Consider the following 23998-nt stretch of genomic DNA (forward strand, 5'->3'; position numbering starts at 1 on the left):
GCCCGCTGACGTCAGCCGGCGTCGGCCCAGGACCCGACGACGGCGACGTCCAGCGGGAAGTCGACCGGGAAGCCGCCGAACAGCAGCCGACCGGCCTCGGCGGCGGCCCGGCGCACCTCGTCGCTGACCGCGTCGGCCAGCTCGGCCGGGGTGTGCACGAGCACCTCGTCGTGCAGGAAGAAGACCAGATGCGGGCGCTCGGCGAGGGCCCCGGAGCCCAGCCGCCACAGCCGGTTGCGGAGATCGGCGAGCCAGCACAGCGCCCACTCCGCGCCGGTGCCCTGGACGACGAAGTTGCGGGTGAAGCGGCCCCAGGCGCGGCGGTGCCGGTCGCGGTCCTCGCGCGAGCCGCCCGGGTCGGCGGGCTCGCCGAGGTCGACCCCCTGCTCGGCCCACTCGCCGGTCGGCACCGGCGACCCGCGGCCGAGCAGCGTGTGCACCACCTCGCCGCGCTCCCCGGCGCGGGCGGCCTCCTCGACCAGGCCGATCGCCCGCGGGTAGCGGCGGGTGAGCCGCGGCATCATCCGGCCGCTCTCGCCGCGGGTGCCGCCGTACATCGCGCCGAGCATCCCGACCTTGGCCTCGGCCCGGGTCGCGACCGCGCCGCTGTCGACCATGCCCTGGTAGAGGTCGGACGCCCGGGCCGCCTCGGCCATCGCCGCGTCGCCGCTCATCCCGGCCAGCACCCGCGGCTCCAGCTGGGCGACGTCGGCCACCACGAACCGCCAGCCCTCGTCGGCGACCGCCGCCGGCCGCACCTGCAGCGGCACCGACAGCGCGCCGCCGCCGTTGGACGCCCACCGCCCGGTGACCACCCCGCCCGGCACGAAGTACGACCGGAACCGGCCGTCGCGCGCCCAGGTGTCCAGCCAGTTCCAGCCGTTGGCCTGCAGCAGTCGGGAGAGCTTCTTGTACTCCAGCAGCGGTGGGACGCACGGGTGGTCGAGCTGCTCGAGGGTCCACGAGCGGGTGTCGGGGACCGGCAGGCCCGCCGCCTGCAGCGCGCGCAGCAGCCCGGTGGGGGAGTCGGGGTTCAGGTCGGGCACCCGCAGCGCCGCGCGGATCTCGGCCAGCAGCTGCTCGAGCACCGCCGGCCGCTGACCCGGCGCCGGCCGGGGGCCGAGCAGCTCGGTGAGCAGCCGGTCGTGCACGTCGGCGCGCCAGGGCAGCCCGGCGTGGGTCATCTCGGCGGCCACCAGCGCGCCGGAGCACTCGGCGGCCAGCAGCAGCCCGAGCCGCCCGCGCTGGGCCGACGCGGCCAGGGCCGCCTGCTGGCGGTCGTGCTCGGCGGCCGGGTCGAGCCGGTCGGCGGGGTCGGCCAGCGGGAACAGCGCCGGGTCGCCGGGCACCACCGGCTCCAGCGCCCGCCACCCCTCGGCGTCCGGCCCGCGCAGCACGGCCTGGTCGACGAACGGCGACCGGCGGAGCACGGCGTGGCAGAGCCGCAGGTCGACGCAGCGCTCGACCCGGACCCCGGCGTCCAGCAGGGCCGGGTACCAGCGGGTGGTGTCGTCCCAGACCCACCGCGGCCGCTCGGCCTCCCGGTCGCGGACGAACGCGGGCAGCTCGTCGGCCGGCAGCGTCCGCACCGCGCCGTCGGCGAGCTCGCGCACCTCGACGGCGTCGCCGGGGCGGCGGGTGAGCAGCACCCGCACCGCCGGGGCCTCCGGGACCGTCACGACGGCAGTGTCGCCCGGGGGTCCGACGGTCCGGTCAGCGGCCGGACCACGCCGCGTCGAAGAAGCCGACCTCCAGCTGCATCGCCCGCCGGTAGGCCCGGTGCAGCTCCTGGTGCGCCGGGGCGGCGTCGAGCAGTTCCTCCAGGGTGCCGGCCAGCTCCTCGAACGCCGGGTCGGCGTAGGTGGTGATCCACTCGGCGTAGTCGCCGGCGCCGGCCGCCTCCGGCCCGAGCGACTGCCCGAGGAAGGCGTACAGCCGCATGCACGGCACCATCGCCGCGCAGGTCAGCGCGGTGTCGCCGCGGAAGGCGGTGGCCAGCAGGAAGTCGGTGTAGGCGAGCGTGGCCGGCAGCGGCTCGACCCGGCCGAGGTCGATGTCCCAGCGCGCGGCGTAGGAGCCGTGCAGTCGCAGCTCCTCGCGCACCCCGGCGAGCAGGTCGGCGAAGGCGTCCAGCCCGGCCCGGTCGGTGCTGTGCGCAGCCCCGAGGGCGTAGGCCCGGGCGAAGGCCTCCAGGAAGAAGGCGTCCTGGGCGACGTAGCCGGCGAACCGCTCGCGCGGCAGCGAGCCGTCGGCCAGCGCGGTGACGAAAGGATGGGCCAGCGCTGCCTGGGCCAGGTCGGCGTTCTCCGCCCACAGGGCGGCCGAGGTGCTCATGCCGCCCCCATCGCCATGTCCCAGAACGCGGTCTCGGCGGCGACCAGCTCGATGAAGACCGCGTCGTCCACCGGGCCGCCCACGGCGTCGGCCGCCTGCGCCAGCCCGGCGACGTAGCCGGCGAAGCCCGGCACGGTCCAGTGCTCGACGAACTCCCGGTACTCCGGGGCCCCGGGCAGCGCCGCGGACCAGGCGTCCAGGTAGGTGCGCTCGATCGTCCACAGCGCCTGCAGCGCGGTCGGGACGTCGGCGGCGTCGAGGCGCTCCAGCAGCGCGGCGTAGGCGGCGGTGGCCGGCAGCGCCGGGGCCGAGAGGTCGAGCGCGCGGACGGCGGCCTGCTCCTCGAACCAGGCCAGCTCCTCGACCAGCGCGACCAGCCCGCCGGCGAGCACCGCCTGGGCCGGGCGCGGGGCGCGGGCGAGCAGCCGGGCCTGGAAGCGCAGCAGGTCGGCGACGAAGCGCGCGTCCTGCACCAGCCAGGTGTCGAACGCCGCGCGCGGCACCGCACCGTCGCGCACCGCGGCGAGGAACGGGTGGGCAGTGGCGCCGCGCCAGGCGTCGGCGTGGCGCTGGAGCAGCTCGGCGACCGGCACGCGCCGGACTCTACGAGAGGGCCTAGGGTGGGCGACGTCATGGCTCGAGGCCATGTGCGGGAGCTCGGAGGACCGGGCTGAGAGGGCGGCTGACACGCCGCCGACCGCTGGAACCTGACCGGGTAATGCCGGCGTAGGGAGCACTGCCATGAGCACGTCAGAGTCCGTCCGCACGCCCGCGGGCGACGCCCCGCTCACCCTCGGCGAACCGCCGGCCCGCACCCTGGGCACCCGCGACCAGCTGGGCCTGTTCGGCAACCTGGGCATCAGCCTGCTGCTGCCGGTCGCGGCCGTCTTCGTCGTCCTGCCCGACCGGCCGCTCGCGGTGACCCTCGGCGCGGTCGCCGTCGGCGCCGTCATCGGCGCGGTGCTGCTGGGCGCGGGCGCGGCGGCCGGGGCCCGCGAGGGCGTGCCGGCGATGGTCCTGCTGCGCGGGCTGCTCGGCCGGCGGGCGTCCTACCTGCCCACCGCGTTCAACCTGGTGCAGTGCGTCGGCTGGGCCACCTTCGAGATCGTCATCATCGCCGAGGCGGCCTCCCGGGTCCTCGACGCGCCGCGCTGGCCGTTCGTGCTGGCCGCCGGGGTGCTGGCCACCGCCATGGCGCTGCGCCCGCTCGGCGTGGTCCGGGTGCTGTCGCGCTACGCCGTCTGGGCCGCGCTGGCCGCGATCGTCTACTTGTACGTCCAGGTGCTCCGCGAGCCGCTGCCGCCGCTCACCGGGGGCGCCGGGACGTCGTTCTGGACGGCGGCGGACATCGTCATCGCGCTGCCGATCTCCTGGTTCCCGCTCGCCGCCGACTACACCCGGCACGCCCGCTCGGCCCGGGGCGCCTTCACCGGGGCCACGGTCGGCTACGGCATCGCCACCTTCGTGATGTTCACCCTGGGCGTGCTGGCGCTGGCGGCCTACGGCAGCGCCGGCCTGGACGTCGTCGACGCGCTGCTGGCCGTGCCGCTGGGCGCCCTCGCGGTGCTGGTGCTGATCACCGTCGAGCTGGACGAGGCGTTCGCGAACCTGTACTCGACGGCGGTGTCGGCGCAGAACGTCGTCGCCCGCTGGGACCGCCGGGTGCTCGCGCTCGTCGTCGGCACGGTCGCCACGCTGCTGGCGCTGACCTTCGACATCGCCGCCTACGAGCCCTTCCTGTTCCTCATCGGCGCGGTGTTCGTGCCGCTGGTGGGCGTCTTCGTCGTCGCCTACTGGCTGCTGCCGCAGGGCCGCTGGGACACCTCGGACACCGCACCGGGCCGGCTGCTCCTGCTGCTGCCGTGGCTCGCCGGCTTCGTCGCCTACCAGCTGACGCTGCCCACGTACTTCTCCGGCGTCGGTGCGGGCTGGACGACGTGGTGGAGCGCCCGCCAGGGCGACCTGGGCATCGACCCGGCCAACGGCTGGTCGGCGTCGCTGGTCAGCCTGGCCGTCGCCGGGGTGCTCACCGCCCTGCTCGTGCTGCCCGGGGCCCGGCGCTCCCGCCGGCCCGCATGACGGCGCCGCTCGGCCGGCTGCACGTCCTCACCGACGCCCGCGGCGGGCAGCCGGCCCTGGACGCCGTCGCCGCCGCGGTCGCTGCGGGTGCGCCGGTGGTGCAGGTGCGGGCCAAGGGCTGCACCGACCGGGAGCTGCACGACTTCGCCCGCGCCGTCGTCGAGCTGTGCGCACCGACCGGGACGACGTGCCTGGTCAACGACCGGGTCGACGTCGCGCTCGCGGTCGGGGCGCACGGCACGCACCTGGGCGCCGGCGACCTGCCGCTGGTCGCGGCCCGGCGGGTGGCCGGCCCCGGCCACCTGCTCGGCGGGACGGCGCGGGAGCCGGTGCTGGCCCGGCGGCTGGTCGCCGAGGGGGCGGACTACCTCGGCGTCGGCCCGGCGTATCCCACCCGGACCAAGACCGGGCTCCCCGACGCGCTCGGCCCGGCCGGCATCCGCGCGGTCGCCGAGGCCGTCGACGTCCCGGTGATCGCCATCGGCGGGGTGACCGCCGCCCGGGTCGCCGAGCTGCTGGCGGCGGGCGCCGCCGGCGTCGCCGTCGTCGGGGCGGTCTCCGGCGCCGCCGACCCCGGGGCCGCCACGACCGAGCTGCTGCGGGCGCTGGGCTGATGGACGTCGCGATCGCCGGGGGTGGGCTGATCGGCCTGGCCGTGGCCTGGCGGGCGGCGCAGCGCGGGCTGTCGGTGACCGTCGTCGACGACGCCCCGGGCACCGGTGCCTCGGCCGCCGCGGCCGGGATGCTCGCCCCGGTCACCGAGGCGAGCTACGGCGAGGAGGCGCTGCTCCGGCTCTGCCAGTCCTCGCTGGCGCGCTACCCGGCGTTCGCCGCCGAGCTCGAGGCCGCCAGCGGTCTGCCGGTCGGGCTGCGCACCGCCGGCACCCTGGTCGTCGGCTTCGACGCCGACGACGTCGCGGCGCTGGACGCGCTGCTGGCCTACCAGCTCGAGCTGGGCCTGGACGCCGAGCGGCTGACCCCGCGGGCCACCCGGCAGCGCGAGCCGTCGCTGACCCCGCGGCTGCGCGGGGGGCTGGCCGTGGCCGGCGACCACTCGGTCGACGGCCGGGCGCTGCACGTCGCGCTGCTGGCCGCGGCGCGGGCCGCCGGCGTGCACCTCGTCACCGACCGGGTCGCCGCCGTGCAGGTGGCCGGGGGCCGGGCCACCGGGCTGGAGCTCGCCGGCGGTGGCGCCGTCCCCGCCGGCACGGTGGTGCTGGCCCTCGGCGCGCACAGCGCGGGGCTGCCCGGTGCCCCGCCGCTGCCGGTCCGGCCGGTCAAGGGCCAGATCCTGCGGTTGGCCGGTGCGGCCGGGCTGCTGTCGGGCACCGTGCGCGCGCTGGTCCGCGGCCGGCACGTGTACCTGGTGCCCCACGGCGAGGGTGGGCTGATCGTCGGTGCCACCGTCGAGGACCGCGGCTTCGACGCCACCGTCACCGCCGGCGGCGTGCACGACCTGCTGCACGACGCGATCGAGGTCGTCCCCGGCGTCACCGAGCTGGAGCTGGTCGAGACCCTCGCCCGCTGGCGGCCCGGCACCGCCGACAACGCGCCGCTGCTGGGCCCGAGCAGCCTGCCCGGGCTGGTCCTGGCCACCGGCCACCACCGCAACGGCGTGCTCCTGACCCCGGTGACCGCCGACGCGATCGCCGAGCTGCTGGCCACCGGCGAGCTGCCCGAGCTCGCCGCCCCCTTCACCGCCGAGAGGTTCGCGCGCCGATGAGCATCCAGGTGACCGTCAACGGGTCCCCGACCGACGTGGCCGACGGCGCGACCGTCGCGGTCCTCGTCGCCGACCGCAGCAGCGGGCACGACCGCGTCGCCGTCGCGCTCAACGGCGACGTCGTGCCGCGCAGCCGCTGGGCCGCGACCGAGCTCTCCACCGGCGACCGCCTCGAGGTGCTCGCCCCCACCGCAGGAGGTTGATGTGACGGAACTGGTCCCCGCACTCGAGCAGGAGGAGGCCGCCGACCCGTTCACCGTCGGCGGCGAGACCTTCACCTCCCGGCTGATCCTGGGCACCGGCGGGCTGCCCAGCCTGGAGGTGCTGGACTCCGTCGTCCGGACCTCCGGCACCCAGCTGGTCACCGTGGCCCTCCGCCGGGTCGAGGCCGCGGCCGGCAGCGCGATGATGGACGTGCTCGCCCGCTGCGGGGTCCGGCTGCTGCCGAACACCGCCGGCTGCCGGACCGCCCGGGAGGCGGTCGTCACCGCGCAGCTGTCCCGCGAGGCCTTCGAGACCGAGTGGATCAAGCTGGAGGTCGTCGGTGACGACCGCACGCTGCTCCCGGACGCCGTCGAGCTGGTGGACGCCGCCGAGCAGCTGGTCGCCGACGGGTTCACCGTGCTGGCCTACACCAACGACGACCCGATCCTGGGCCGGCGGCTGGCCGACGTCGGCTGCGCCGCGGTCATGCCGCTGGGCTCGCCGATCGGCAGCGGGCTGGGCATCCGCAACCCGTACAACATCGCCCTGCTGCGCGAGGAGGTGGACGTGCCGGTGGTGCTGGACGCCGGCATCGGCACCGCCTCGGACGCGGCGCTGGCGATGGAGCTGGGCTGCGACGCGGTGCTGCTGGCCTCGGCGGTGACCCGGTCCCGGGAGCCGGTGCAGATGGCGCTGGCGATGCGGCAGGCGGTCGAGGCCGGCCGGCTGGCCCGGGGCGCGGGCCGGATCCCGCGCCGCTGGCACGCCGAGGCCTCCACCAGCATGGCGGGGCTGCCCGACCTGTGACCGGTCTGCCGCGCCTGCTGGTGCTCACCGACCGCACCCAGGCGACCGGCCCGTTGCTCGAGACGGTGGCGGCGGCGGTGGACGCCGGCGCGCGGGCGGTCGTGCTGCGGGAGAAGGACCTGCCCGAGCCCGAGCGGGACGCGCTGGCCGCCGACCTCGCCGCCGTGCTGGCCCCGGTGCACGGGCTGCTGGTGCGGGCCGGGGCGGCCGCTGCCCCCGCCGTGCACCTGGCCGCGGCCGACCCCGTCCCCGCGCCGCGGCCCGGGCTGGTCGGCCGCTCGTGCCACTCCGCCGCCGAGCTGGAGCAGGCGGAGGCGGAGGGCTGCGACTGGGTGATGCTCTCGCCGGTCTTCCCGACGTCGTCCAAGCCCGGGTACGGCCCGGCGCTGGGGCCCGCGGGGCTGGCCGCGCTGATCCGGCCGGGCCTGCGCACCTTCGCCCTGGGCGGGGTGGCGCCGGACGACGTCGCGGCCTGCCGTGCCGCCGGCGCGTACGGCGTCGCGGTGATGGGGCCGGTGATGCGCGACCCCGCGCTGGTCGCGGCCTACCTCGACGCCCTCGGCTGAGGCCCCCGCTCAGCCGCCGAAGCGCTGCACGGTCGTGTAGTGCCGGGAGTGCTCGTCGAACCGGCTCAGCAGCGCCCGGGCCGGGGGCGGGACGACGGAGGCCCTCGGGTCGCCCCCGGTGAACGCGGCCACCGCGGCCAGGTCGGTGAAGGTCATCGCGGTGAGGAACTCGGTGCCCGGGTGCGGGTCCTGGTCGACCGCGGCCCGGCGCAGCACGGTGAGGTCGTGCAGCCCCGGGACACCGCGCGCCAGGATGCCCGGCGCGATCCGGCCGGTCAGCAGCTCCTCGTAGGCCGCCGTCCGGTCGGGGTCGGTCCAGCCGCGCCACAACCGCAGGATCATCGCCGGCTCCTCACCTCGGGTCGATGTGACAGCATCGTGTCCATTCGACAGTATGCTGTCAACCATGGACGACCTGCTCGGCTACCGGTTGCTCATCGCGGACGTCTACGAGCTCGCCGGTGAGTCGCGGCGCACCAGTGAGGCGATGGCCCGGGAGGTGGGTCACTCCGCGGCCCGGTGGCACGTGCTGAGCGTCGTCTCCGACGGGCCGCGCACGGTGGCGAGCGCGGCACGCCGGCTCGGGCTGACCCGGCAGAGCGTGCAGCGCGTCGTCGACGACCTGGTCGCCGCGGGGCAGCTGGAGCTCCGGACGAACCCCGACCACGTCCGGGCTCCGCTCGTCGGGCTCACCGGGGAGGGCGCCGCCACCCTGGACCGGCTGGTGCGCCGGTCCGACGCCGACCGCGGGGAGCTGCTCCGCCGGGCGGGGGTCGGTCGGGCCGAGCTGGACCAGGCGCGGGGCGTGCTCCGCCGGCTGCTCGGCGCGCTGCACGAGCCCCCGACCGGCTGAGGCATGGGACGGACCGGTCCGGGGCAGGGGAGTGCGGTGTCCGAGCCGTGGACACCCGCACCACGCACCAGGAGCCCGACGATGCCCCGTTCGATCGCCGACCAGACCGTCGAGGAGCTCGGCGGCCCGACCAGCGTCCTCGTCCGCCAGCGCAACGACCACGTCGAGCTCGACCGGCTGCTGCACGAGCTCGACGGCAGCACCGGCACCGCGCAGGAGCGGGTGCTGCGGAAGATCGACCGGCTGGTCTTCAGCCACGCCTTCGCCGAGGAGACCGTGCTCTGGCCGGTGATCCGCCGGGTGCTGCCCGACGGTGACGCGCTCACCGGGCAGGTCGAGGAGGAGCACCAGGAGGTCAACGAGCTGGTCGCCGAGCTGGAGACGCTGGCCCACGGCGACCCCCGCCGGGCGGAGCGGCTGGAGCGGCTGGTCCAGGTGCTGCGCGAGGACGTGCGGGACGAGGAGGACGTGCTCTTCCCCCGGCTCCAGGAGGCGCTGGACGCCAAGGCCCTGCGCCGGCTCGGCCTGCAGTGGGAGGTCGCCCGGCGGGTCTCCCCGACCCGCCCGCACCCGACGGTCTCCCGCCGTCCGCCGGGCAACGCCGTCTCGGGGCTCCCGCTGAGCCTGCTCGACCGGTCGCGGGACCTGGTCGACGCCGGGGTGCAGCACGGCCCGGCCCGGCTCGCCCCGGCCGGTGAGGTGGTCAGCCGGGGGCTGGCGGCGGTCGCCGGCTGGGTGGAGCGGGTGCCGCTGGCCCGGCGCGGTGACGACGGGCGGCCGACCAGCCGCTGAGCAGCCCGGCCGGCCGTGGTCTGATCGCGGGCACACGGCCGGCACCGCCGCCGGCCGCCGACGCGAGGGAGTCGCATGTCCGGCAGCTCTAGCGAGGTCCTGCTCGAGGTGGACGGCGGCGTCGCCGTGGTCACCCTGAACGCACCGGAGCGGCGCAACGCGCTGACCCCGGCGATGGCCACCGAGCTGATCGGCACCCTCGACGAGGTCGACGCCCGGGACGACGTCGGTGCCCTCGTCGTCCGCGGGGTCGGGAAGTCGTTCTGCGCCGGCGGTGACGTGCAGACCCTGACCGAGGCGGGCCGGGACCCGGCGGCACCGGATGCCTACGCCGGCATGGGCGCCATCTACGACTCGTTCTACCGGCTGGGCCAGGTGAAGGCGCCGACGATCGCCGCCGTCCGCGGCTCGGCGGTCGGGGCGGGGATGAACATGCTGCTCGCCGCCGACCTGAGGATCGTCGCCCGGGACGCCCGGCTGCTCGCCGGGTTCTTCAAGCGCGGCATGCACCCCGGCGGCGGGCACATGGTGCTGCTGTCCCGGCTGGTCGGCCGGGAGGCTGCGGCCGCGATGGTGCTGTTCGGCGAGGAGCTGGACGGCGAGGCCGCGGTGCGGCTGGGGCTGGCCTGGGAGACCGTCGACGACGCCGCCGTCGAGGACCGGGCGCTCGAGCTCGCCGGCCGGGTGGCGCGGGACCCGGAGCTGGCCCGGCTCACGGTGGCCAACCTCCGCAAGGAGACCGGCCCGCCCGGGGTGAGCTGGGAGATCGCCACCCAGTTCGAGCGGCCCGCGCAGATGTGGTCCATGCGCCGGTCCGCCGACTGACGCACGACGGGCCCGGCTCCAGGAGGAGCCGGGCCCGTCGTCGGTCGACCGGGTCAGGTCGTCTGCTTGTCCTTCGGGGTGGCGCGGGCGTCGAGCTGGATCTCCTTGTCCGCCCTCGGCACGCCGTCCTTCAGCTCCTTGGTGCGCTCGATCTCGGCGTCGAGCTCGATGCCGAACAGCAGCGCGAGGTTGATCAGCCAGAACCAGATCAGGAAGATCACCACACCGGCCAGCGCGCCGTACGTCTTGTTGTAGCTGCCGAAGTTGGCGACGTAGAAGGCGAAGGCGGCCGACGCGACGACCGCCACCAGGATGGCGACACCCGCACCGGGGCTGACGAACTTGAAGCCGCGCAGCTTCACGTTCGGGGTGGAGTAGTAGAGGACGGCGATCATCAGCGCCAGCAGGACCAGCATCACCGGCCACTTGGCCCAGTCCCAGACGGTGAGCACGGTGTCGCCCAGGCCGATGGACTGGCCGATGGCGTCGACGACCGGGCCGCTCAGCACCAGCATCGCCAGGATCAGCGCGGCGAACAGGATGCCGACCAGGGTGATCAGCAGCTGGAGCGGCTTGAGCTTCCAGATCTTCCGGCCCTCGGGCGTCTCGTAGACGATGTTGGCCGCCCGGGTGAAGGCGCCGACGTAGCCCGACGCCGACCAGACGGCGGCCGCGATGCCGATGATCAGCCCCAGGCTGGCCGCGCCGGAGCTGCCGGCGATCTGCTCGATGACCGGGTTCAGCGTGTCGGCGGCCTGGGCCGGCACGACCGCGGTGATCGCGTCGGTCAGCTGCTGCGGGTTGGTCAGCAGCCCGACGATCGACAGCAGCGCGGTCAGCGCCGGGAACAGCGCCAGGACGCCGTAGTAGGTCAGCGTGGCGGCCCAGTCGGTCAGCCCGTCCTCGCTGAACTCCTTGAGCGTGCGCTTGATCGTGCCCCCGGTGGTGGGCTTCGGGTCGGCGCCGACGGGCGCGTAGTCGGCGCGCGTGCCGCTGACGTTGTCGTCCTGCGGGGCGGGGTCGCCGGCGTTGGGCTCCCGGTCGCCCGAGGTGCCGCCGCTCACGCCCTCGTGGGGGGCGCGTGCACTTGCTCCGGCCATGCGGGGCCTCCGTGGGTGTGGCGCGGTGTGGTCAGCCGGGTGGGTTCCCCGGGCGGCCCGCGTCCACGCCTCGCCCCGGCGGCATTCCGGTAACGGCCCGTTCCCGCCCGGAGGACGCGCGGTGAACCGTGCGGCAACGCCACGGGTCCCCGCGCGTCTCCACGGCCGAACGCGACGACCGTCACACACTGTTCACCCGAGTTCATCCTCGGTGGAGGATTGACCGCGGGTGCGGCCGGGCAGGAATGGCTCTGACGAGAGCCGCCGGCTTCCCACGGCGGACCCCGAGAAGCAACGTGGAGCGACAGATGGTGATGTGGCCGGCCGTGACCCTGCTCGGTTTCCTGGTGCTGACGGCCCTGGTGATCGCGATGGGCACCTCGTCCACCGCGCGGTACGAGGCCGAGAAGCGGGCCGCCTCGGCGTCCCGGTCCCGGGGCAGCGCCCCGGAGGCGACCCGCGCGACCGCGACGGCGACCGCGGTCCTCTGACCCCCGCAGCGCAGCGCAGCTGACCTGACGACGACGGCGGTCCTCCTCGGAGGGCCGCCGTCGTCGCACGTCCGGGGTGTCGCCGGTTACAGCCAGTCGCTGCGCGTCTGCAGCACCGTGTCGTCCAGCGACGCCAGCAGCGCCAACTGCGGCCCGACCTTGGGCAGCTCCCAGCGCTGGAAGTAGCGCGCCGCCTGCCGCTTGCCGGCGTGGAAGTCGCCGTCCCGGCCCTCGGTGGCCAGCGCCTGCTCGAGCCACAGCCAGCCGACGACGACGTGGCCGGCCGCCTCCAGGTACACCGTGGCGTTGGCCAGGGCGGACTCCGGGTCGCCTGCCGCCCACAGCGCGGCGGTCACCGTGCCCAGCCGCTGCACCAGGTCCTCCAGCGTGGCGGCCAGGTCGGCCCACTCGGTGTCGGCCGCCCGCGCGGTGGTCGCCGCGATCGTCTCGCCCAGCAGGGCGAGCCCCGCGCCGCCGTCCGCGACGACCTTGCGCCCCAGCAGGTCCAGCGCCTGGATGCCGTGCGTGCCCTCGTGGATCGGGTTGAGCCGGTTGTCCCGGTAGAACTGCTCGACCGGGTAGTCGCGGGTGTAGCCGTAGCCGCCGTGCACCTGGATGGCCAGGTCGTCGGCGGCCAGGCACCACTGCGAGGGCCAGCTCTTCGCGATCGGGGTGAGGGTCTCCAGCAGCAGGTGCGCCCGCGCGCGCTCCTCCGCGGTGTCCGCCGTCCGCTCCTCGTCGACCAGCCGCGCGCAGTACAGGCCCAGCGCCAGGCCGCCCTCCACGTAGGACTTGCCGGCCAGCAGCATCCGGCGCACGTCGGGGTGCTCGACGATCGGCACCGGCGGGCTCTGCACGCCCGTGGACGACACGGCCTTGCCGGCCAGCGGGCGGCCCTGGGTGCGGGTCCGGGCGTAGTCGACGGCGTGCAGCCAGCCCGTGTAGCCCAGCGCCGTCGCGCCCATCCCGACGCCGATCCGCGCCTCGTTCATCATGTGGAACATGTAGGTCAGGCCGCGGTGCAGCTCGCCGACGAGGAACCCGACCGCGCCCGGCTGGCCGCCGGGAGTGTGCACGCCCTCGCCGAAGTTGAGCAGCGTGTTCGTCGTCCCGCGGTAGCCCATCTTGTGGTTGAGCCCGGCCAGCACGACGTCGTTGCGCTCGCCCAGGCTGCCGTCGGGGGCCACCAGGAACTTCGGGACGACGAACAGCGAGATGCCCTTCACGCCGGGCGGGCCGCCGGGGACCTTGGCCAGCACCAGGTGGACGATGTTCTCGGTCAGCTCGTGGTCGCCGCCGGAGATCCACATCTTGTTGCCGGTGAGCCGGTAGCTGCCGTCGTCCTGCGGGACGGCGCGGGTGGTGATGTCGGCCAGCGACGAGCCGGCCTGCGGCTCGGACAGCGCCATCGTGCCGAACCAGCGGCCCTCGGCCATCGGCGGCACGTAGGTCTGCACCTGCTCCGGCGTGCCGTGCGCGACCAGCAGGTTGGCGTTGGCCATGGTGAGGAACGGGTACGCCGACGTCCCGATGTTGGCGGCCTGGAACCAGGCGTGCACCGCCTGGTTCACCACTGCGGGCAGCTGCATGCCGCCGAGCTCCTCGGGCAGCATCGCGGCGTTCATCCCGGCCTCGGCGAAGACCTGCAGCGCGGCGGCGACCTCGGGGATCAGCACCACCTTGCCGTCGACCAGGTGCGGCTCGTTCTCGTCGGCCGTGCGGTTGTGCGGCGCGAAGTGCTCGGTGGCGATCTGCTCGGCCAGCTCCAGCACCGCGTCGAACGTCTCCCGGGAGTGCTCGGCGTACCGCGGCCGCTTGGTGAGCGTCTCGACCTGCAGCCACTCGTGCAGCAGGAACTCGAGGTCGCGCGGGGACAGGATCAGCGACGGGCGCACGGGGTTCCTCCGGTCGACGGCGGTGTCGGGTCCAGGCTAGGCGGGGGAGTCCGCGGCCGGTGGGGCTCGGCGACCAACGTGGGCGCCGGTCGGCTCAGCGCTGCGCACCCCGACGTTCGCCGCCGGTGCGCTGGGGTACGCGGGGACGCATGCCCCTACCGAAGATCGTCTCCCGCGCAGCCGGGCTGGCCGGCGGTGCCGGCGGCAAGGCGCTCGAGCAGCTGCAGCACCTGCGCCTCCCCGGCGTGGGTCAGTCGTCGGTGACCGACGACCCCCGCACCTCGGCCCGCCGGTGGCGCGCCGTCACGGTGCTCACCGACCCCGCGCAGCTCCAGGCGGCGACCCCGGCACCGCTGGCCGCCTTCGGCGACCGGCTGGAGGTCCGGGTGACGCCTGCCCCGGGCGAGCGGGGCGCCGAGCTGGCGGCCCGGTTCCGCGGCCCGGTCACCGAGGAGGAGATCGGCGAGCTGCGCGCGGCGCTGCGCGAGGCGAAGGCGCTGGTCGAGGTGGGCGAGGTGCTCCGGGTCGACCCCCAGCCGCACGGCCACCGGAAGCCGACGCCGCAGGGCGCGGCGCTGGAAGGCATGACCGAGGCCGCACCGAAGGAGGGCGTGCTGTGAGAGCCGCGACCTGGACCGGCGTCAACGAGGTCTCCGTCGAGACCGTCCCCGACCCGACGCTGCTCAACGACCACGACGCGATCATCAAGGTGCGCAAGACCACCAGCTGCGGCTCGGACCTGCACCTGCTCGGCGGCTACATCCCGTTCATGCGGGCCGGCGACGTGCTCGGCCACGAGTTCATGGGCGAGGTGGTCGAGGTCGGCAAGGGCGTCCGGGACCGCAAGGTCGGCGAGCGCGTCGTCGTCAACTCGTTCATCGCCTGCGGCAACTGCTGGTACTGCACGCAGGAGCTGTACTCGCTGTGCGACAACGGCAACCCCAACCCGGGCATCACCGAGGGCCTGTGGGGGCAGAGCCCCGGCGGCTGCTTCGGCTACTCGCACGCCGTGGGCGGCTTCGCCGGCAGCCACGCCGAGTACATCCGGGTGCCCTACGCCGACGTCGGCGCGTTCGTGGTGCCCGAGGGGGTCAGCGACACCCGCGCGCTGTTCGCCTCCGACGCGGTGTCCACCGGGTGGATGGGCGCCGAGCTCGCCGGCACCAAGCCCGGTGACGTCGTCGCCGTGTGGGGCGCCGGCGGGGTCGGGCAGATGGCGGCCCGCGCGGCGATGCTGCTGGGCGCAGAGCGGGTGTACGTCATCGACCGGCTCCCCGAGCGGCTGGCCCAGGTGCGTGAGCACGTGGGAGCCGAGGTCATCGACTACACGACCACCGACGTGCTGGCCGAGCTGCGCGAGGTGACCGGCGGGCGCGGGCCCGACGTGTGCATCGAGGCGGTCGGCATGGAGGCCCACAGCCCCGGCGCGCACGGCGTGTACGACCAGGTCAAGCAGCAGCTGCGGCTGCAGACCGACCGGCCCTCCGCCGTCCGGGAGGCGATCATGGCCTGCCGGAAGGGGGGCAGCGTGTTCGTCCTCGGGGTGTTCGCGCTCGCCGTGGACAAGTTCCCGCTCGGCGCGATGATGAACAAGGGCCTGACGGTGCGCGGGGCGCAGGTGCACGGCCAGCGGTTCATGCCGCGGATCCTCGAGCACATGGCCCGCGGCGAGCTGACCACCGAGCACCTGGCGACCCACGTGATGCCGCTGGAGCAGGCCGCCAAGGGCTACCAGATGTTCAAGGACAAGGAGGACGGCTGCGTGCGCGCCGTCTTCGAGCCGGGCAGCTGACGCTCCTGCCGGTTGATCATGGGCGGCTGGCCGGGGACACGCCGGCGGACGGCGTGGCGAGCGACCATCCGCCCATGATCAACCGGCGCTGAGACGCAGCGTCAGTCGCGGGCCGAGTGCCGCCCGCCCGGTCCGCCGTCCGGGGTCTCGGCGGTCCGGTCGGCGTCGTCCACCGGCGGTTCCACCGAGGTCGGCGCCGCGGCCCCGGCGGCGTGCGCGGAGGCCACCGCGGGGGAGTCGGCCGGGGAGTCCGCGGGCGAGGCCGGCGCCTCGTCCTCGCCGGCCTGCGCCGCCTGGATGCCGGACTGGGTCCGCAGGGCCAGCTGGGGCAGGAAGACCAGCACGAAGAAGCCGACGGCGACGACGCAGGCGGCGATCAGGAACACCAGGTCCAGCGAGTCGGCGAAGCCGGTCTTGAACGGCGCGGCCAGGGCCTGGTCGATCGACTGCACGAACGAGGTGTCCCCGAGGTCGCTGCCGGCCCCCTGCAGCTGCTCCAGCTGGTCGGGGTTCGCCGCGGCGGCCTGCTGGAACGCCGGGTCGGCCTGGGCCGCGGTGTAGGCGTCGTCGATCCGCCCCGGCAGCGTGCTGAACAGCACCGAGAGGAAGACCGCCGTCCCCAGCGTGCCGCCCATCTGCCGGAAGAAGGTCACCGAGGAGGTGGCCACGCCGATCTCCCGGGGTGAGACGGCGTTCTGCACGGCGAGGATGACCGGCTGGAAGTTGAAGCCCAGCCCCAGGCCCATGAGCAGCATGAACGGCACCAGGGTCCACACCGACGTGTCGGCGCCGACGACGACGGACAGCGCGAGCATCGCGGCCACGATGAACACCGTGCCGACCAACGGGAAGATCTTGTACTTGCCGGTGCGGGCGGTGGTCTGACCGGCGATGACCGAGCCGGTCATGATGCCCAGCACCAGCGGGATCATCTGCAGGCCGGCGACCGTGGGGCTCGAGCCGTGCACGATCTGCAGGTACTGCGGCAGCAGCAGGATGCCGCCGAACATGCCGGCGCCCAGCACGATGCTGCCCACGCTGCTCACCGCGAACGTGCGGTTCTTGAACATCCGCAGCGGCAGCAGCGCCTCGTCCTTGTAGGCCCGCTCGGCCAGCACGAACAGCACGAAGCCGACCGCGGCGAGGGCGTAGCAGACCAGCGCGCCGGTCGAGCTCCAGCCCCAGGTGCGGCCCTGCTCGGCGACGATGAGCAGCGGCACCAGGAAGGTGATCAGCGCCAGCGCGCCGGGGAAGTCGATCCGGTGCTCGCGCTTGGTGTGCGGCAGGTGCAGCACCTTGAAGACGACGGCGAACGCCAGGATGCCCAGCGGCACGTTGACGTAGAAGATCCACCGCCAGCCGGTGATGCCCAGGATCGAGGACTGGCCGGAGAGGAACCCGCCGATCACCGGGCCCAGCACGCTGGAGGTGCCGAACACGGCCATGAACCAGCCCTGATACTTCGAGCGCTCCCGCGGCGGGACGATGTCGGCGATGATCGCCAGGGCCAGCGACATCAGGCCACCGGCGCCGATGCCCTGGATCGCCCGGAAGGCGGCCAGCTGGTACATCGAGTCGGCGAGCCCGCAGAGCATCGAGCCGACGACGAACACGGCGATGGCGAAGAGGTAGAACCCCCGCCGGCCGTACATGTCGCTCAACTTCCCGTAGAGCGGGGTGGCGATCGTCGAGGTGATCAGGAACGAGGTGGTCGCCCAGGCCTGCAGGTCGTAGCCCTGCAGGTCGTCGGCGATCGTGCGGATGGCGGTGGAGACCACCGTCTGGTCCAGCGCCGCCAGGAACATGCCGAGCAGCAGGCCGACCAGGATCGTCATGATCTGGCGGTGGGTGAACGCCCCGGAGGCGTCCGGCGCGGCGGCTGCGGCACGGGCGTCGCGACGCTCGGCCCCGGTCCCGCGGTCGGTGGTCTGGGTCATCGGTCCTTCTCGGGAGGGTGCACGGCGCCGCCGGCGGCAGCGCCCAGCTGGGAGACGTGGTCGGTGAGGTCCCGCACGAAGCGGTGCAGCTGGCGGGTGAAGGTGGCGAGCTCGTCCGGCGACCAGCCGGTGGTGGCCTGGGCGATCAGCCCGTCCCGCTCCTGGCGCATCTTCTGCACCTCGCGCTCGCCGTCCGGGGTGACGACCAGCCGGCTGGCCCGGCCGTCCTGCTCGTCGGCGACCCGGCGCACCAGCCCGCGCTCGACCAGCAGCGTGACGTGCCGGCTGACCGTGGAGGGGTCGGCGTGCACCAGCTCGGCGAGGGCGCCCTGCCGCAGCGGACCCAGCCGGGTCAGCGGGAACAGCAGCACGTGCGCGGCGCGTTCTCTCTCGTCGGGGCCCTGACCTGCCGTGCCGGTCATCTGCGCCTTGAGCACGTGCATGACCCGGACCAGCTGGACCAGCTGGTCGGAGAGCGACGCGTCGCCGTCGGCCCGCGGGCCGTCGGTGGGTGGCGCGAGATCGGTCACGGGGGAGCTCCGGGGTCGGCGGCGGGCGCGACGGTGCGCCGGAGAGACACGTGCACGGTACAACCCGTTGCGCGATGCATGCAACGAGTTGCACACCACAACGAGTGCGTGTCGGGACCCGGCCCGGGGAGATGGGATCCTGGGTGCCTGACCCGCGGAAGGAACTGCGAGCACCCCGTGACCACCCCGCACGACGACCTCCGGTCGCGGCTGTCCGCGCTGACCCTCGCCGACGAGCACCGGCTCCGCCGGCGGCTCGACGGCACCCGGCGCACCCGGGACGCCGCCGCCCGCGCGCGGCAGCAGGAGCGCATCGCCGAGGACGTCGTCGTCGCCGAGGAGCGCATCGCCCGCCGCCGCGCCGCCGTCCCGGTCGTCAGCTACCCCGAGGAGCTGCCGGTCAGCCAGCGCCGCGACGACATCGCCGCGGCGCTGCGCGACTCGCAGGTGGTCGTGGTCGCGGGGGAGACCGGCTCGGGCAAGACGACGCAGCTGCCGAAGGTCCTGCTCGAGCTCGGCCGGGGCGTGCGCGGGCGGATCGGCCACACCCAGCCGCGCCGGATCGCGGCGCGCACGGTCGCCGAGCGGATCGCCGAGGAGCTGGGCAGCCCGCTGGGCGACGTCGTCGGCTGGAAGGTGCGGTTCACCGACGAGGTGGGCGACCGGACGCTGGTCAAGCTGATGACCGACGGCGTCCTGCTGGCCGAGGTGCAGCGCGACCGGATGCTCCGCCAGTACGACACGATCATCATCGACGAGGCCCACGAGCGGAGCCTCAACATCGACTTCCTGCTGGGCTACCTGGCCCGGCTGCTGCCCCGCCGTCCCGACCTGAAGCTGGTCATCACCTCGGCGACCATCGACGTCGACCGGATCGCCAAGCACTTCTCGTACGAGGGCAACGAGGTGCCGGTCGTCGAGGTCAGCGGGCGCACCTACCCGGTCGAGATCCGCTACCGCCCGGTCATCGACCCCGACGACCCGGCCGCCGACCCCGACCGCGACCAGGTGAGCGCCATCGTGGACGCCTGCGCCGAGCTGGTGGCCGAGGGCCCCGGCGACGTGCTGGTCTTCCTCGCCGGCGAGCGGGAGATCCGGGACACCGCCGACGCGCTCGGCGAGCGGGGCTTCCCGCACACCGAGGTGCTGCCGCTCTACTCCCGGCTGAGCGCCGCCGACCAGCACAAGGTCTTCCAGCCGCACAGCGGGCGGCGGATCGTGCTGGCCACCAACGTGGCCGAGACGTCGCTGACCGTCCCGGGCATCAAGTACGTCGTCGACCCGGGCACGGCGCGCATCTCGCGGTACAGCCATCGCACCAAGGTGCAGCGGCTGCCGATCGAGCCGGTCAGCCAGGCCTCGGCCCGGCAGCGCTCCGGCCGGTGCGGGCGCACCAGCGAGGGCATCGCGATCCGGCTCTACACGCAAGCCGACTTCGACGGCCGCCCGGAGTACACCGACCCGGAGATCCTGCGCACCAACCTCGCCTCGGTGCTGCTGCAGATGGCCTCCCTGGAGCTCGGCGACGTCGCCGACTTCCCCTTCATCGACCCGCCGGACCGCCGCGCCGTCGCCGACGGCCTGGCCCTGCTCGAGGAGCTGGGCGCGCTCACGGCCGAGGGGGCGCTGACCGAGACCGGGCGCTCGCTGGCCGCCCTGCCGCTGGACCCGCGGATCGCCCGGATGGTCGTGGAGGCCGACCGCCGCGGCGTGCTCGAGGAGGTGCTGGTCATCGCCGCCGGGCTGACCGTGCAGGACGTGCGGGAGCGCCCCACCGAGCACCAGCAGGCCGCCGACGAGCTGCACCGCCGCTTCGCCGACGACAACTCCGACTTCCTCGCGCTGCTCAACCTGTGGCGCTACCTGGAGGAGCGCGCCGACGAGCTCTCCGGCAACCAGTTCCGGCGCACCGTGAAGCGGGAGTTCCTCCACCACCTGCGCATCCGGGAGTGGCAGGACCTGCACGGCCAGCTGCGCAGCACCGCCCGCCGGCTCGGGATGACCACCGGCACGCTGGCGCCGGCCCCCGACGAGCGCGGCGTGACCGCGTCGCTGCTGGCCGGGCTGCTCTCCCAGATCGGCACCCAGGCCGAGCAGGCCAAGGGCGACAAGCGACCGTCGCGGGAGTACCTCGGCACCCGGGGCACCCGGTTCGTGCTCGCCCCGGGCACCCCGCTGGCGAAGAAGCCGCCGCGCTGGGTGGTCGCGGCCGAGCTGGTCGAGACCAGCCGGCTGTTCGCCCGCACGGTCGCCCGGATCGAGCCGGAGGTCGTCGAGCGGCTGGCCGACCACCTGGTGAAGCGCCAGTACAGCGAGCCGCGGTGGGACTCCAAGCGCGGCTCGGTGGTCGCCACCGAGCGGGTCACCCTCTACGGGCTGCCGCTCGTCGTCGGCCGGCGGGTGCAGTACGGCTCCATCGACCCGGTGGTCTCCCGCGAGCTGTTCATCCGGCACGCCCTGGTGCAGGGCGAGTGGACGACGCACCACCGGTTCTGGGCCGACAACGCCCGGGCCATCGAGCGGGTCGCCGAGCTGGAGGAGCGGGCCCGCCGGCGGGACATCCGGGTCGACGACGAGACGCTGTTCGAGCTGTACGACGAGCGAGTCCCCGCCGACGTCGTCTCGGTGCGGCACTTCGACCGCTGGTGGAAGGAGGCCCGGCGGACGACGCCGGACCTGCTGACCTTCACCCCGGAGATGCTCACCAACGCCGCGGCGGCCGGGCAGGTGCAGGAGGCCGACTACCCCGACGAGGTGGAGCTGACCCAGGGGCTCACCCTGCCGCTGTCCTACGCCTTCGCACCGGGGGCGGCCCAGGACGGCGTGACCGTCGACGTCCCGCTGGGCGTGCTGGACACCGTCGCCGAGCAGACCGCGGGGGAGTCGCTGGCCTTCACCGTCCCCGGGCTGCGGGGCGAGCTGGTCACCGAGCTGCTGCGCTCGCTGCCCAAGCAGCTGCGCCGCGGGCTGGTGCCCATCCCGGACCGGGTGCGCGAGGTGCTGCCGCACATCGACCCCACCGAGCCGCTGCTGCCGGCCCTGGAGCGGGAGCTGCGCCGGGCCACCGCCGTCACCGTCCCGCGGGACGCCTGGCGCCCGGCGGAGGTGCCCGCCCACCTGCGGGCCACCTACCGGGTGCTCGACGACCAGCAGCGGCCGCTGGCGCAGGGCAAGGACCTCGGTGCGCTGCGCCAGCAGGTGGCGCCGCAGGCCCGGGCCAGCCTCGCCCGGGCGGCCTCGACCTACGAGCGCACCGGCCAGACCAGCTGGACCTTCGGCGACCTGCCCGCCACCGTCGAGGTGCAGCGCGGCGGGCACCCGGTCACCGCGTTCCCCGCGCTGGTCGACGAGGGGCAGACCGTCGGCGTCCGCGTCGTCCCCACCGAGGCCGAGGCGACCCGGCTGGGCTGGCGGGGCGCGCGGCGGCTGCTGGTGCTCGCCGCCGGCTCGCCGGTGAAGCAGGTGGTCAAGGGCCTGTCGCCGCGCACCCGGCTGGCGCTGCAGTTCAACCCGGACGGCGAGATCCCCGACCTGGTGGGCGACTGCGTCGACGCCGCGGCCGACGAGCTGATCGCCGCGGCCGGTGGCCCACCGCGCACCGAGGCAGCGTTCACCGCGCTGGTAGCCGCGGCGCGCGAGCAGCTGCTGCCGCTGACCACCGACGCCGTCCGGCGGGTCGAGGCGGTGCTGACGCAGGCCCGGGAGGTCGCCGTCGCCATCGGTGCCGCCCCGGGCCGCCGGGTGCCCGACGCCGCGATCACCGACCTGCGCCGGCAGATGACCGGCCTGCTGCACCGCGGGTTCGTCGCCGACGCCGGCCGTCGCCGGCTGCCGGACCTGGTGCGCTACCTGACGGCGATGGCCTACCGGCTGGAGAAGCTGCCGGGCAACGCCGCCCGGGACGCCGTCTGGACCGCCCAGGTCGCCGCGGTCACCGCCGAGTACGAGCAGCTCCGGGCGCAGGTCCCGCCCACCGGTGCGCCCGACGACCCGGTGGCCCGGGTGCGCTGGATGATCGAGGAGCTGCGGGTCGGCCTGTTCGCCCAGCACGTGGGCACCCCGCGGCCGGTCTCCGAGCAGCGGGTGTTCAAGGCGATCGACCAGCTGTCCGCCTAGCCCCGCGCGGCCGGGGGTAGTGCCCTCCGCATGTCCCTCGGCGCCACCGAGCACCCCCGCCCCCAGCTGACCCGCCCGGAGTGGGAGGACCTGTCCGGGCCGTGGGGCTTCGCCTTCGACGACGGGTCGGTCGGGATCGGCGACCAGTGGCAACGCCGCGAGGACGTCTTCGACCGGGTCATCCAGGTGCCGTTCCCGTTCGAGTCGCCGGCCAGCGGGATCGGGGACACCGGCTTCCACCCGGTCGTCTGGTACCGGCGCGTGGTGCACGTGGCGGCCCGCCCCGGTCACCGGGTGCTGCTGCACCTCGGGGCGGTCGACTACCGCGCGCACGTCTGGGTCAACGGCCGGGCGGTGGCCTACCACGAGGGTGGCTCGACCCCCTTCACCGCGGACGTCACCTCGGCGCTGGAGGGCTCCGGCGAGCAGGTCGTCGTCGTCCGGGCCGAGGACTCCCCGTCCGACCTCCGGCAGCCCCGCGGCAAGCAGGACTGGCAGCGCGAGCCGCACGCCATCTGGTACGACCGCACCTCGGGCATCTGGCAGCCGGTGTGGCTCGAGCACGTCCCCGAGGTGCGCGTGCGGGCGCTCACCTGGACCCCGGACGTCGACACCCGGAGCATCGACCTGACCGTCCGGGTGCGCTCGGACGGCGCCCCTGGTCTGCGGTTGCGCGTGGTGCTGCGCCAGCACGGCGAGGTGCTGGCCGACGACACCTACCGCGTCCACCACGGCGAGGTGCGCCGCCGGATCACCCTGGACGGCGGGGACATGAGCCTCGGCCACTCCGAGGCGCTGTGGGCCCCGGAGGCACCCAACCTCATCGACGCGACGCTCACGCTGGTCGACGAGGGCGGCGTCGTCCACGACGAGGTGGGCAGCTACACGGCGCTGCGCAGCGTCACCGCGTCGCGGGGCCGGTTGCTGCTCAACGGCCGGCCCTACTACCTCCGGCTGGTGCTGGCGCAGAACTTCTGGCCGGAGTCGCACCTCGCCGCCCCCGACCCCGATGCGCTGCGCCGGGAGGTGCAGCTGGTCAAGGACCTCGGCTTCAACGGCGTCCGGCTGCACCAGAAGGTGGAGGACCCCCGCTTCCTGGCCTGGTGCGACCGGCTCGGGCTGCTGGTCTGGGCGGAGATGCCCGCCGCGTACGAGTACTCGACCACCACGGTCGAGCGGCTGACCCGCGAGTGGCTGGACGTCGTGGAGCGCGACCGCAGCCACCCGTGCGTCATCGCCTGGGTGCCGGTCAACGAGAGCTGGGGGGTGCCGGCCCTGGAGCGGGCTCCCGATCAGGAACACCTGGTCCGGGCGCTGTACCACCTGACCAAGGCCTACGACCCGACCCGGCTGGTCATCGGCAACGACGGCTGGGAGCAGCCGGTCACCGACGTGCTCACCGTGCACGACTACACCGCCTCCGGTGCGGTGCTCACCGAGCGCTACGGCGACCACGCGGCGCTGGCGCACACCCTGAGCCACACCCAGCCGGCCTACCGGGTGGTCGTGCTGCCCGGGGCGGCGGTCGCCGACGCCCCGGTGATGATCAGCGAGTTCGGCGGCATCTCGCTCGACGCCGACGCCGACGGGGACGACGGCGCCGGGGGCGCGTTCTCCGACGCCGGCTGGAGCGGGTACGGCGCCGTGCACGACGCGGCCCGGCTGCTCGCCGGTTACCGGGAGCTGGTCGGCGCCCTGCTCGACAGCCCGGCCGTCGTCGGGTTCTGCTGGACCCAGCTCACCGACACCCAGCAGGAGCGCAACGGCCTGGTGACCGCGCAGCGGCAGCCCAAGGTGCCGATCGAGCAGATCCGCGCGGTCACCACCCGGGTGTCGGCCGCGGTGCCCGGCGACGCGGTCGGCGAGTTCGCCTACGGCGACTACGCACCGGGGTCCGCCGGGAGCTGATCACGGCGGGTCAGGAGATCGGTCGTTTGACCGATGGCGGTGCGGG

General features: G+C 74.9%; 22 protein-coding genes and 1 riboswitch. Of the genes, 14 read left to right on the forward strand and 8 right to left on the reverse strand.

Annotated features, from left to right (window positions below; genetic code table 11):
- Window positions 1-11: 11 nt before the first annotated feature.
- From FHX36_RS18165 to FHX36_RS18175, 3 genes are read right to left on the reverse strand one after another with little or no spacing between them, the layout of a single operon-like run.
- Window positions 12-1679, reverse strand: a complete 1668-nt coding sequence (locus FHX36_RS18165; RefSeq protein ID WP_343056658.1) for a bifunctional 3'-5' exonuclease/DNA polymerase — start codon at window positions 1677-1679, stop codon at window positions 12-14.
- A gap of 34 nt (window positions 1680-1713) precedes the next feature.
- Window positions 1714-2334 carry a TenA family protein gene (locus FHX36_RS18170; RefSeq protein WP_110554375.1) on the reverse strand — a complete coding sequence of 207 codons (621 nt, stop codon included), beginning with the start codon at window positions 2332-2334 and terminating at the stop codon, window positions 1714-1716.
- Complete coding sequence (locus tag FHX36_RS18175) at window positions 2331-2927, reverse strand: thiaminase II/PqqC family protein (protein WP_183513976.1); 597 nt, start codon at window positions 2925-2927, stop codon at window positions 2331-2333. Before FHX36_RS18175 ends, FHX36_RS18170 begins: the two co-directional genes overlap by 4 nt.
- A 46-nt stretch (window positions 2928-2973) precedes the next feature.
- Window positions 2974-3084: riboswitch (TPP riboswitch) on the forward strand.
- Between FHX36_RS18175 and FHX36_RS18180 the strand changes: the two genes are divergently transcribed.
- From FHX36_RS18180 to FHX36_RS18205, 6 genes are all read left to right on the forward strand, one after another.
- Entirely contained in the window at window positions 3076-4413 is a 1338-nt protein-coding gene (locus FHX36_RS18180; protein WP_110554389.1) for a purine-cytosine permease family protein, read from the forward strand. Its footprint overlaps the riboswitch before it by 9 nt.
- Complete coding sequence (gene thiE / locus FHX36_RS18185; protein WP_183513978.1) at window positions 4410-5027, forward strand: thiamine phosphate synthase; 618 nt, start codon at window positions 4410-4412, stop codon at window positions 5025-5027. Before FHX36_RS18180 ends, thiE begins: the two co-directional genes overlap by 4 nt.
- Window positions 5027-6136 carry a glycine oxidase ThiO gene (thiO, locus tag FHX36_RS18190; RefSeq protein WP_110554291.1) on the forward strand — a complete coding sequence of 370 codons (1110 nt, stop codon included), beginning with the start codon at window positions 5027-5029 and terminating at the stop codon, window positions 6134-6136. The genes thiE and thiO overlap by 1 nt, the downstream gene beginning before the upstream one ends.
- On the forward strand, window positions 6133-6339 hold the full coding sequence (gene thiS / locus FHX36_RS18195; RefSeq protein ID WP_221202957.1) for a sulfur carrier protein ThiS: 207 nt from the start codon (window positions 6133-6135) through the stop codon (window positions 6337-6339). The genes thiO and thiS overlap by 4 nt, the downstream gene beginning before the upstream one ends.
- Window position 6340: 1 nt before the next feature.
- On the forward strand, window positions 6341-7147 hold the full coding sequence (locus tag FHX36_RS18200) for a thiazole synthase (protein ID WP_309147331.1): 807 nt from the start codon (window positions 6341-6343) through the stop codon (window positions 7145-7147).
- The gene (locus tag FHX36_RS18205; RefSeq protein ID WP_183513980.1) at window positions 7144-7713 is read left to right on the forward strand and encodes a thiamine phosphate synthase; all 570 of its coding nucleotides are present in this window, start codon (window positions 7144-7146) and stop codon (window positions 7711-7713) included. The genes FHX36_RS18200 and FHX36_RS18205 overlap by 4 nt, the downstream gene beginning before the upstream one ends.
- A 9-nt stretch (window positions 7714-7722) precedes the next feature.
- On the opposite strand, the gene FHX36_RS18210 is transcribed toward FHX36_RS18205, so the two are convergent.
- The gene (locus FHX36_RS18210; protein WP_110553233.1) at window positions 7723-8055 is read right to left on the reverse strand and encodes an antibiotic biosynthesis monooxygenase; all 333 of its coding nucleotides are present in this window, start codon (window positions 8053-8055) and stop codon (window positions 7723-7725) included.
- A gap of 64 nt (window positions 8056-8119) precedes the next feature.
- On the opposite strand from FHX36_RS18210, the gene FHX36_RS18215 reads away from it, so the two are divergent.
- The 3 genes from FHX36_RS18215 (at window position 8120) to FHX36_RS18225 (ending at window position 10183) form a co-directional block, all read left to right on the forward strand.
- Window positions 8120-8566: a MarR family winged helix-turn-helix transcriptional regulator gene (locus FHX36_RS18215; RefSeq protein ID WP_110553234.1), complete on the forward strand. Its 447-nt coding sequence runs from the start codon at window positions 8120-8122 to the stop codon at window positions 8564-8566.
- A gap of 81 nt (window positions 8567-8647) precedes the next feature.
- Window positions 8648-9358: a hemerythrin domain-containing protein gene (locus FHX36_RS18220; protein WP_110553235.1), complete on the forward strand. Its 711-nt coding sequence runs from the start codon at window positions 8648-8650 to the stop codon at window positions 9356-9358.
- 75 nt (window positions 9359-9433) lie between these two features.
- Window positions 9434-10183 carry an enoyl-CoA hydratase-related protein gene (locus FHX36_RS18225; protein WP_110553236.1) on the forward strand — a complete coding sequence of 250 codons (750 nt, stop codon included), beginning with the start codon at window positions 9434-9436 and terminating at the stop codon, window positions 10181-10183.
- 53 nt (window positions 10184-10236) lie between these two features.
- Here FHX36_RS18225 and FHX36_RS18230 read toward each other — a convergent pair whose 3' ends face one another.
- Window positions 10237-11247 (reverse strand): YihY/virulence factor BrkB family protein, encoded by a 1011-nt coding sequence (locus FHX36_RS18230; RefSeq protein ID WP_258372901.1) that lies wholly within the window; start codon window positions 11245-11247, stop codon window positions 10237-10239.
- Window positions 11248-11579: 332 nt separating this feature from the next.
- Here FHX36_RS18230 and FHX36_RS18235 point away from each other — a divergent pair, with 332 nt between their 5' ends.
- A complete protein-coding gene (locus FHX36_RS18235) occupies window positions 11580-11774 on the forward strand; it encodes a hypothetical protein (protein ID WP_246407153.1) in 195 nt (64 codons plus the stop codon).
- An 86-nt stretch (window positions 11775-11860) separates the two neighbouring features.
- Here FHX36_RS18235 and FHX36_RS18240 read toward each other — a convergent pair whose 3' ends face one another.
- Window positions 11861-13669 (reverse strand): acyl-CoA dehydrogenase, encoded by a 1809-nt coding sequence (locus FHX36_RS18240; protein WP_110553239.1) that lies wholly within the window; start codon window positions 13667-13669, stop codon window positions 11861-11863.
- A 149-nt stretch (window positions 13670-13818) separates the two neighbouring features.
- On the opposite strand from FHX36_RS18240, the gene FHX36_RS18245 reads away from it, so the two are divergent.
- A complete protein-coding gene (locus tag FHX36_RS18245) occupies window positions 13819-14289 on the forward strand; it encodes a hypothetical protein (RefSeq protein WP_110553240.1) in 471 nt (156 codons plus the stop codon).
- Window positions 14286-15461, forward strand: a complete 1176-nt coding sequence (locus tag FHX36_RS18250; RefSeq protein ID WP_110553241.1) for a zinc-dependent alcohol dehydrogenase — start codon at window positions 14286-14288, stop codon at window positions 15459-15461. Before FHX36_RS18245 ends, FHX36_RS18250 begins: the two co-directional genes overlap by 4 nt.
- A 101-nt stretch (window positions 15462-15562) precedes the next feature.
- On the opposite strand, the gene FHX36_RS18255 is transcribed toward FHX36_RS18250, so the two are convergent.
- Entirely contained in the window at window positions 15563-17398 is a 1836-nt protein-coding gene (locus FHX36_RS18255; protein ID WP_246405510.1) for an MDR family MFS transporter, read from the reverse strand.
- Window positions 17395-17928: a MarR family winged helix-turn-helix transcriptional regulator gene (locus tag FHX36_RS18260; RefSeq protein WP_110553678.1), complete on the reverse strand. Its 534-nt coding sequence runs from the start codon at window positions 17926-17928 to the stop codon at window positions 17395-17397. The genes FHX36_RS18255 and FHX36_RS18260 overlap by 4 nt, the downstream gene beginning before the upstream one ends.
- A 177-nt stretch (window positions 17929-18105) precedes the next feature.
- On the opposite strand from FHX36_RS18260, the gene hrpA reads away from it, so the two are divergent.
- On the forward strand, window positions 18106-22044 hold the full coding sequence (gene hrpA / locus FHX36_RS18265) for an ATP-dependent RNA helicase HrpA (protein ID WP_183513982.1): 3939 nt from the start codon (window positions 18106-18108) through the stop codon (window positions 22042-22044).
- Between the two features lie 30 nt (window positions 22045-22074).
- Entirely contained in the window at window positions 22075-23952 is a 1878-nt protein-coding gene (locus FHX36_RS18270; RefSeq protein ID WP_110551922.1) for a glycoside hydrolase family 2 TIM barrel-domain containing protein, read from the forward strand.
- Window positions 23953-23998: the final 46 nt, after the last annotated feature.

It is taken from the genome of Modestobacter versicolor, from assembly GCF_014195485.1.
GTDB classification, from domain to species: Bacteria; Actinomycetota; Actinomycetes; order Mycobacteriales; family Geodermatophilaceae; genus Modestobacter; species Modestobacter versicolor.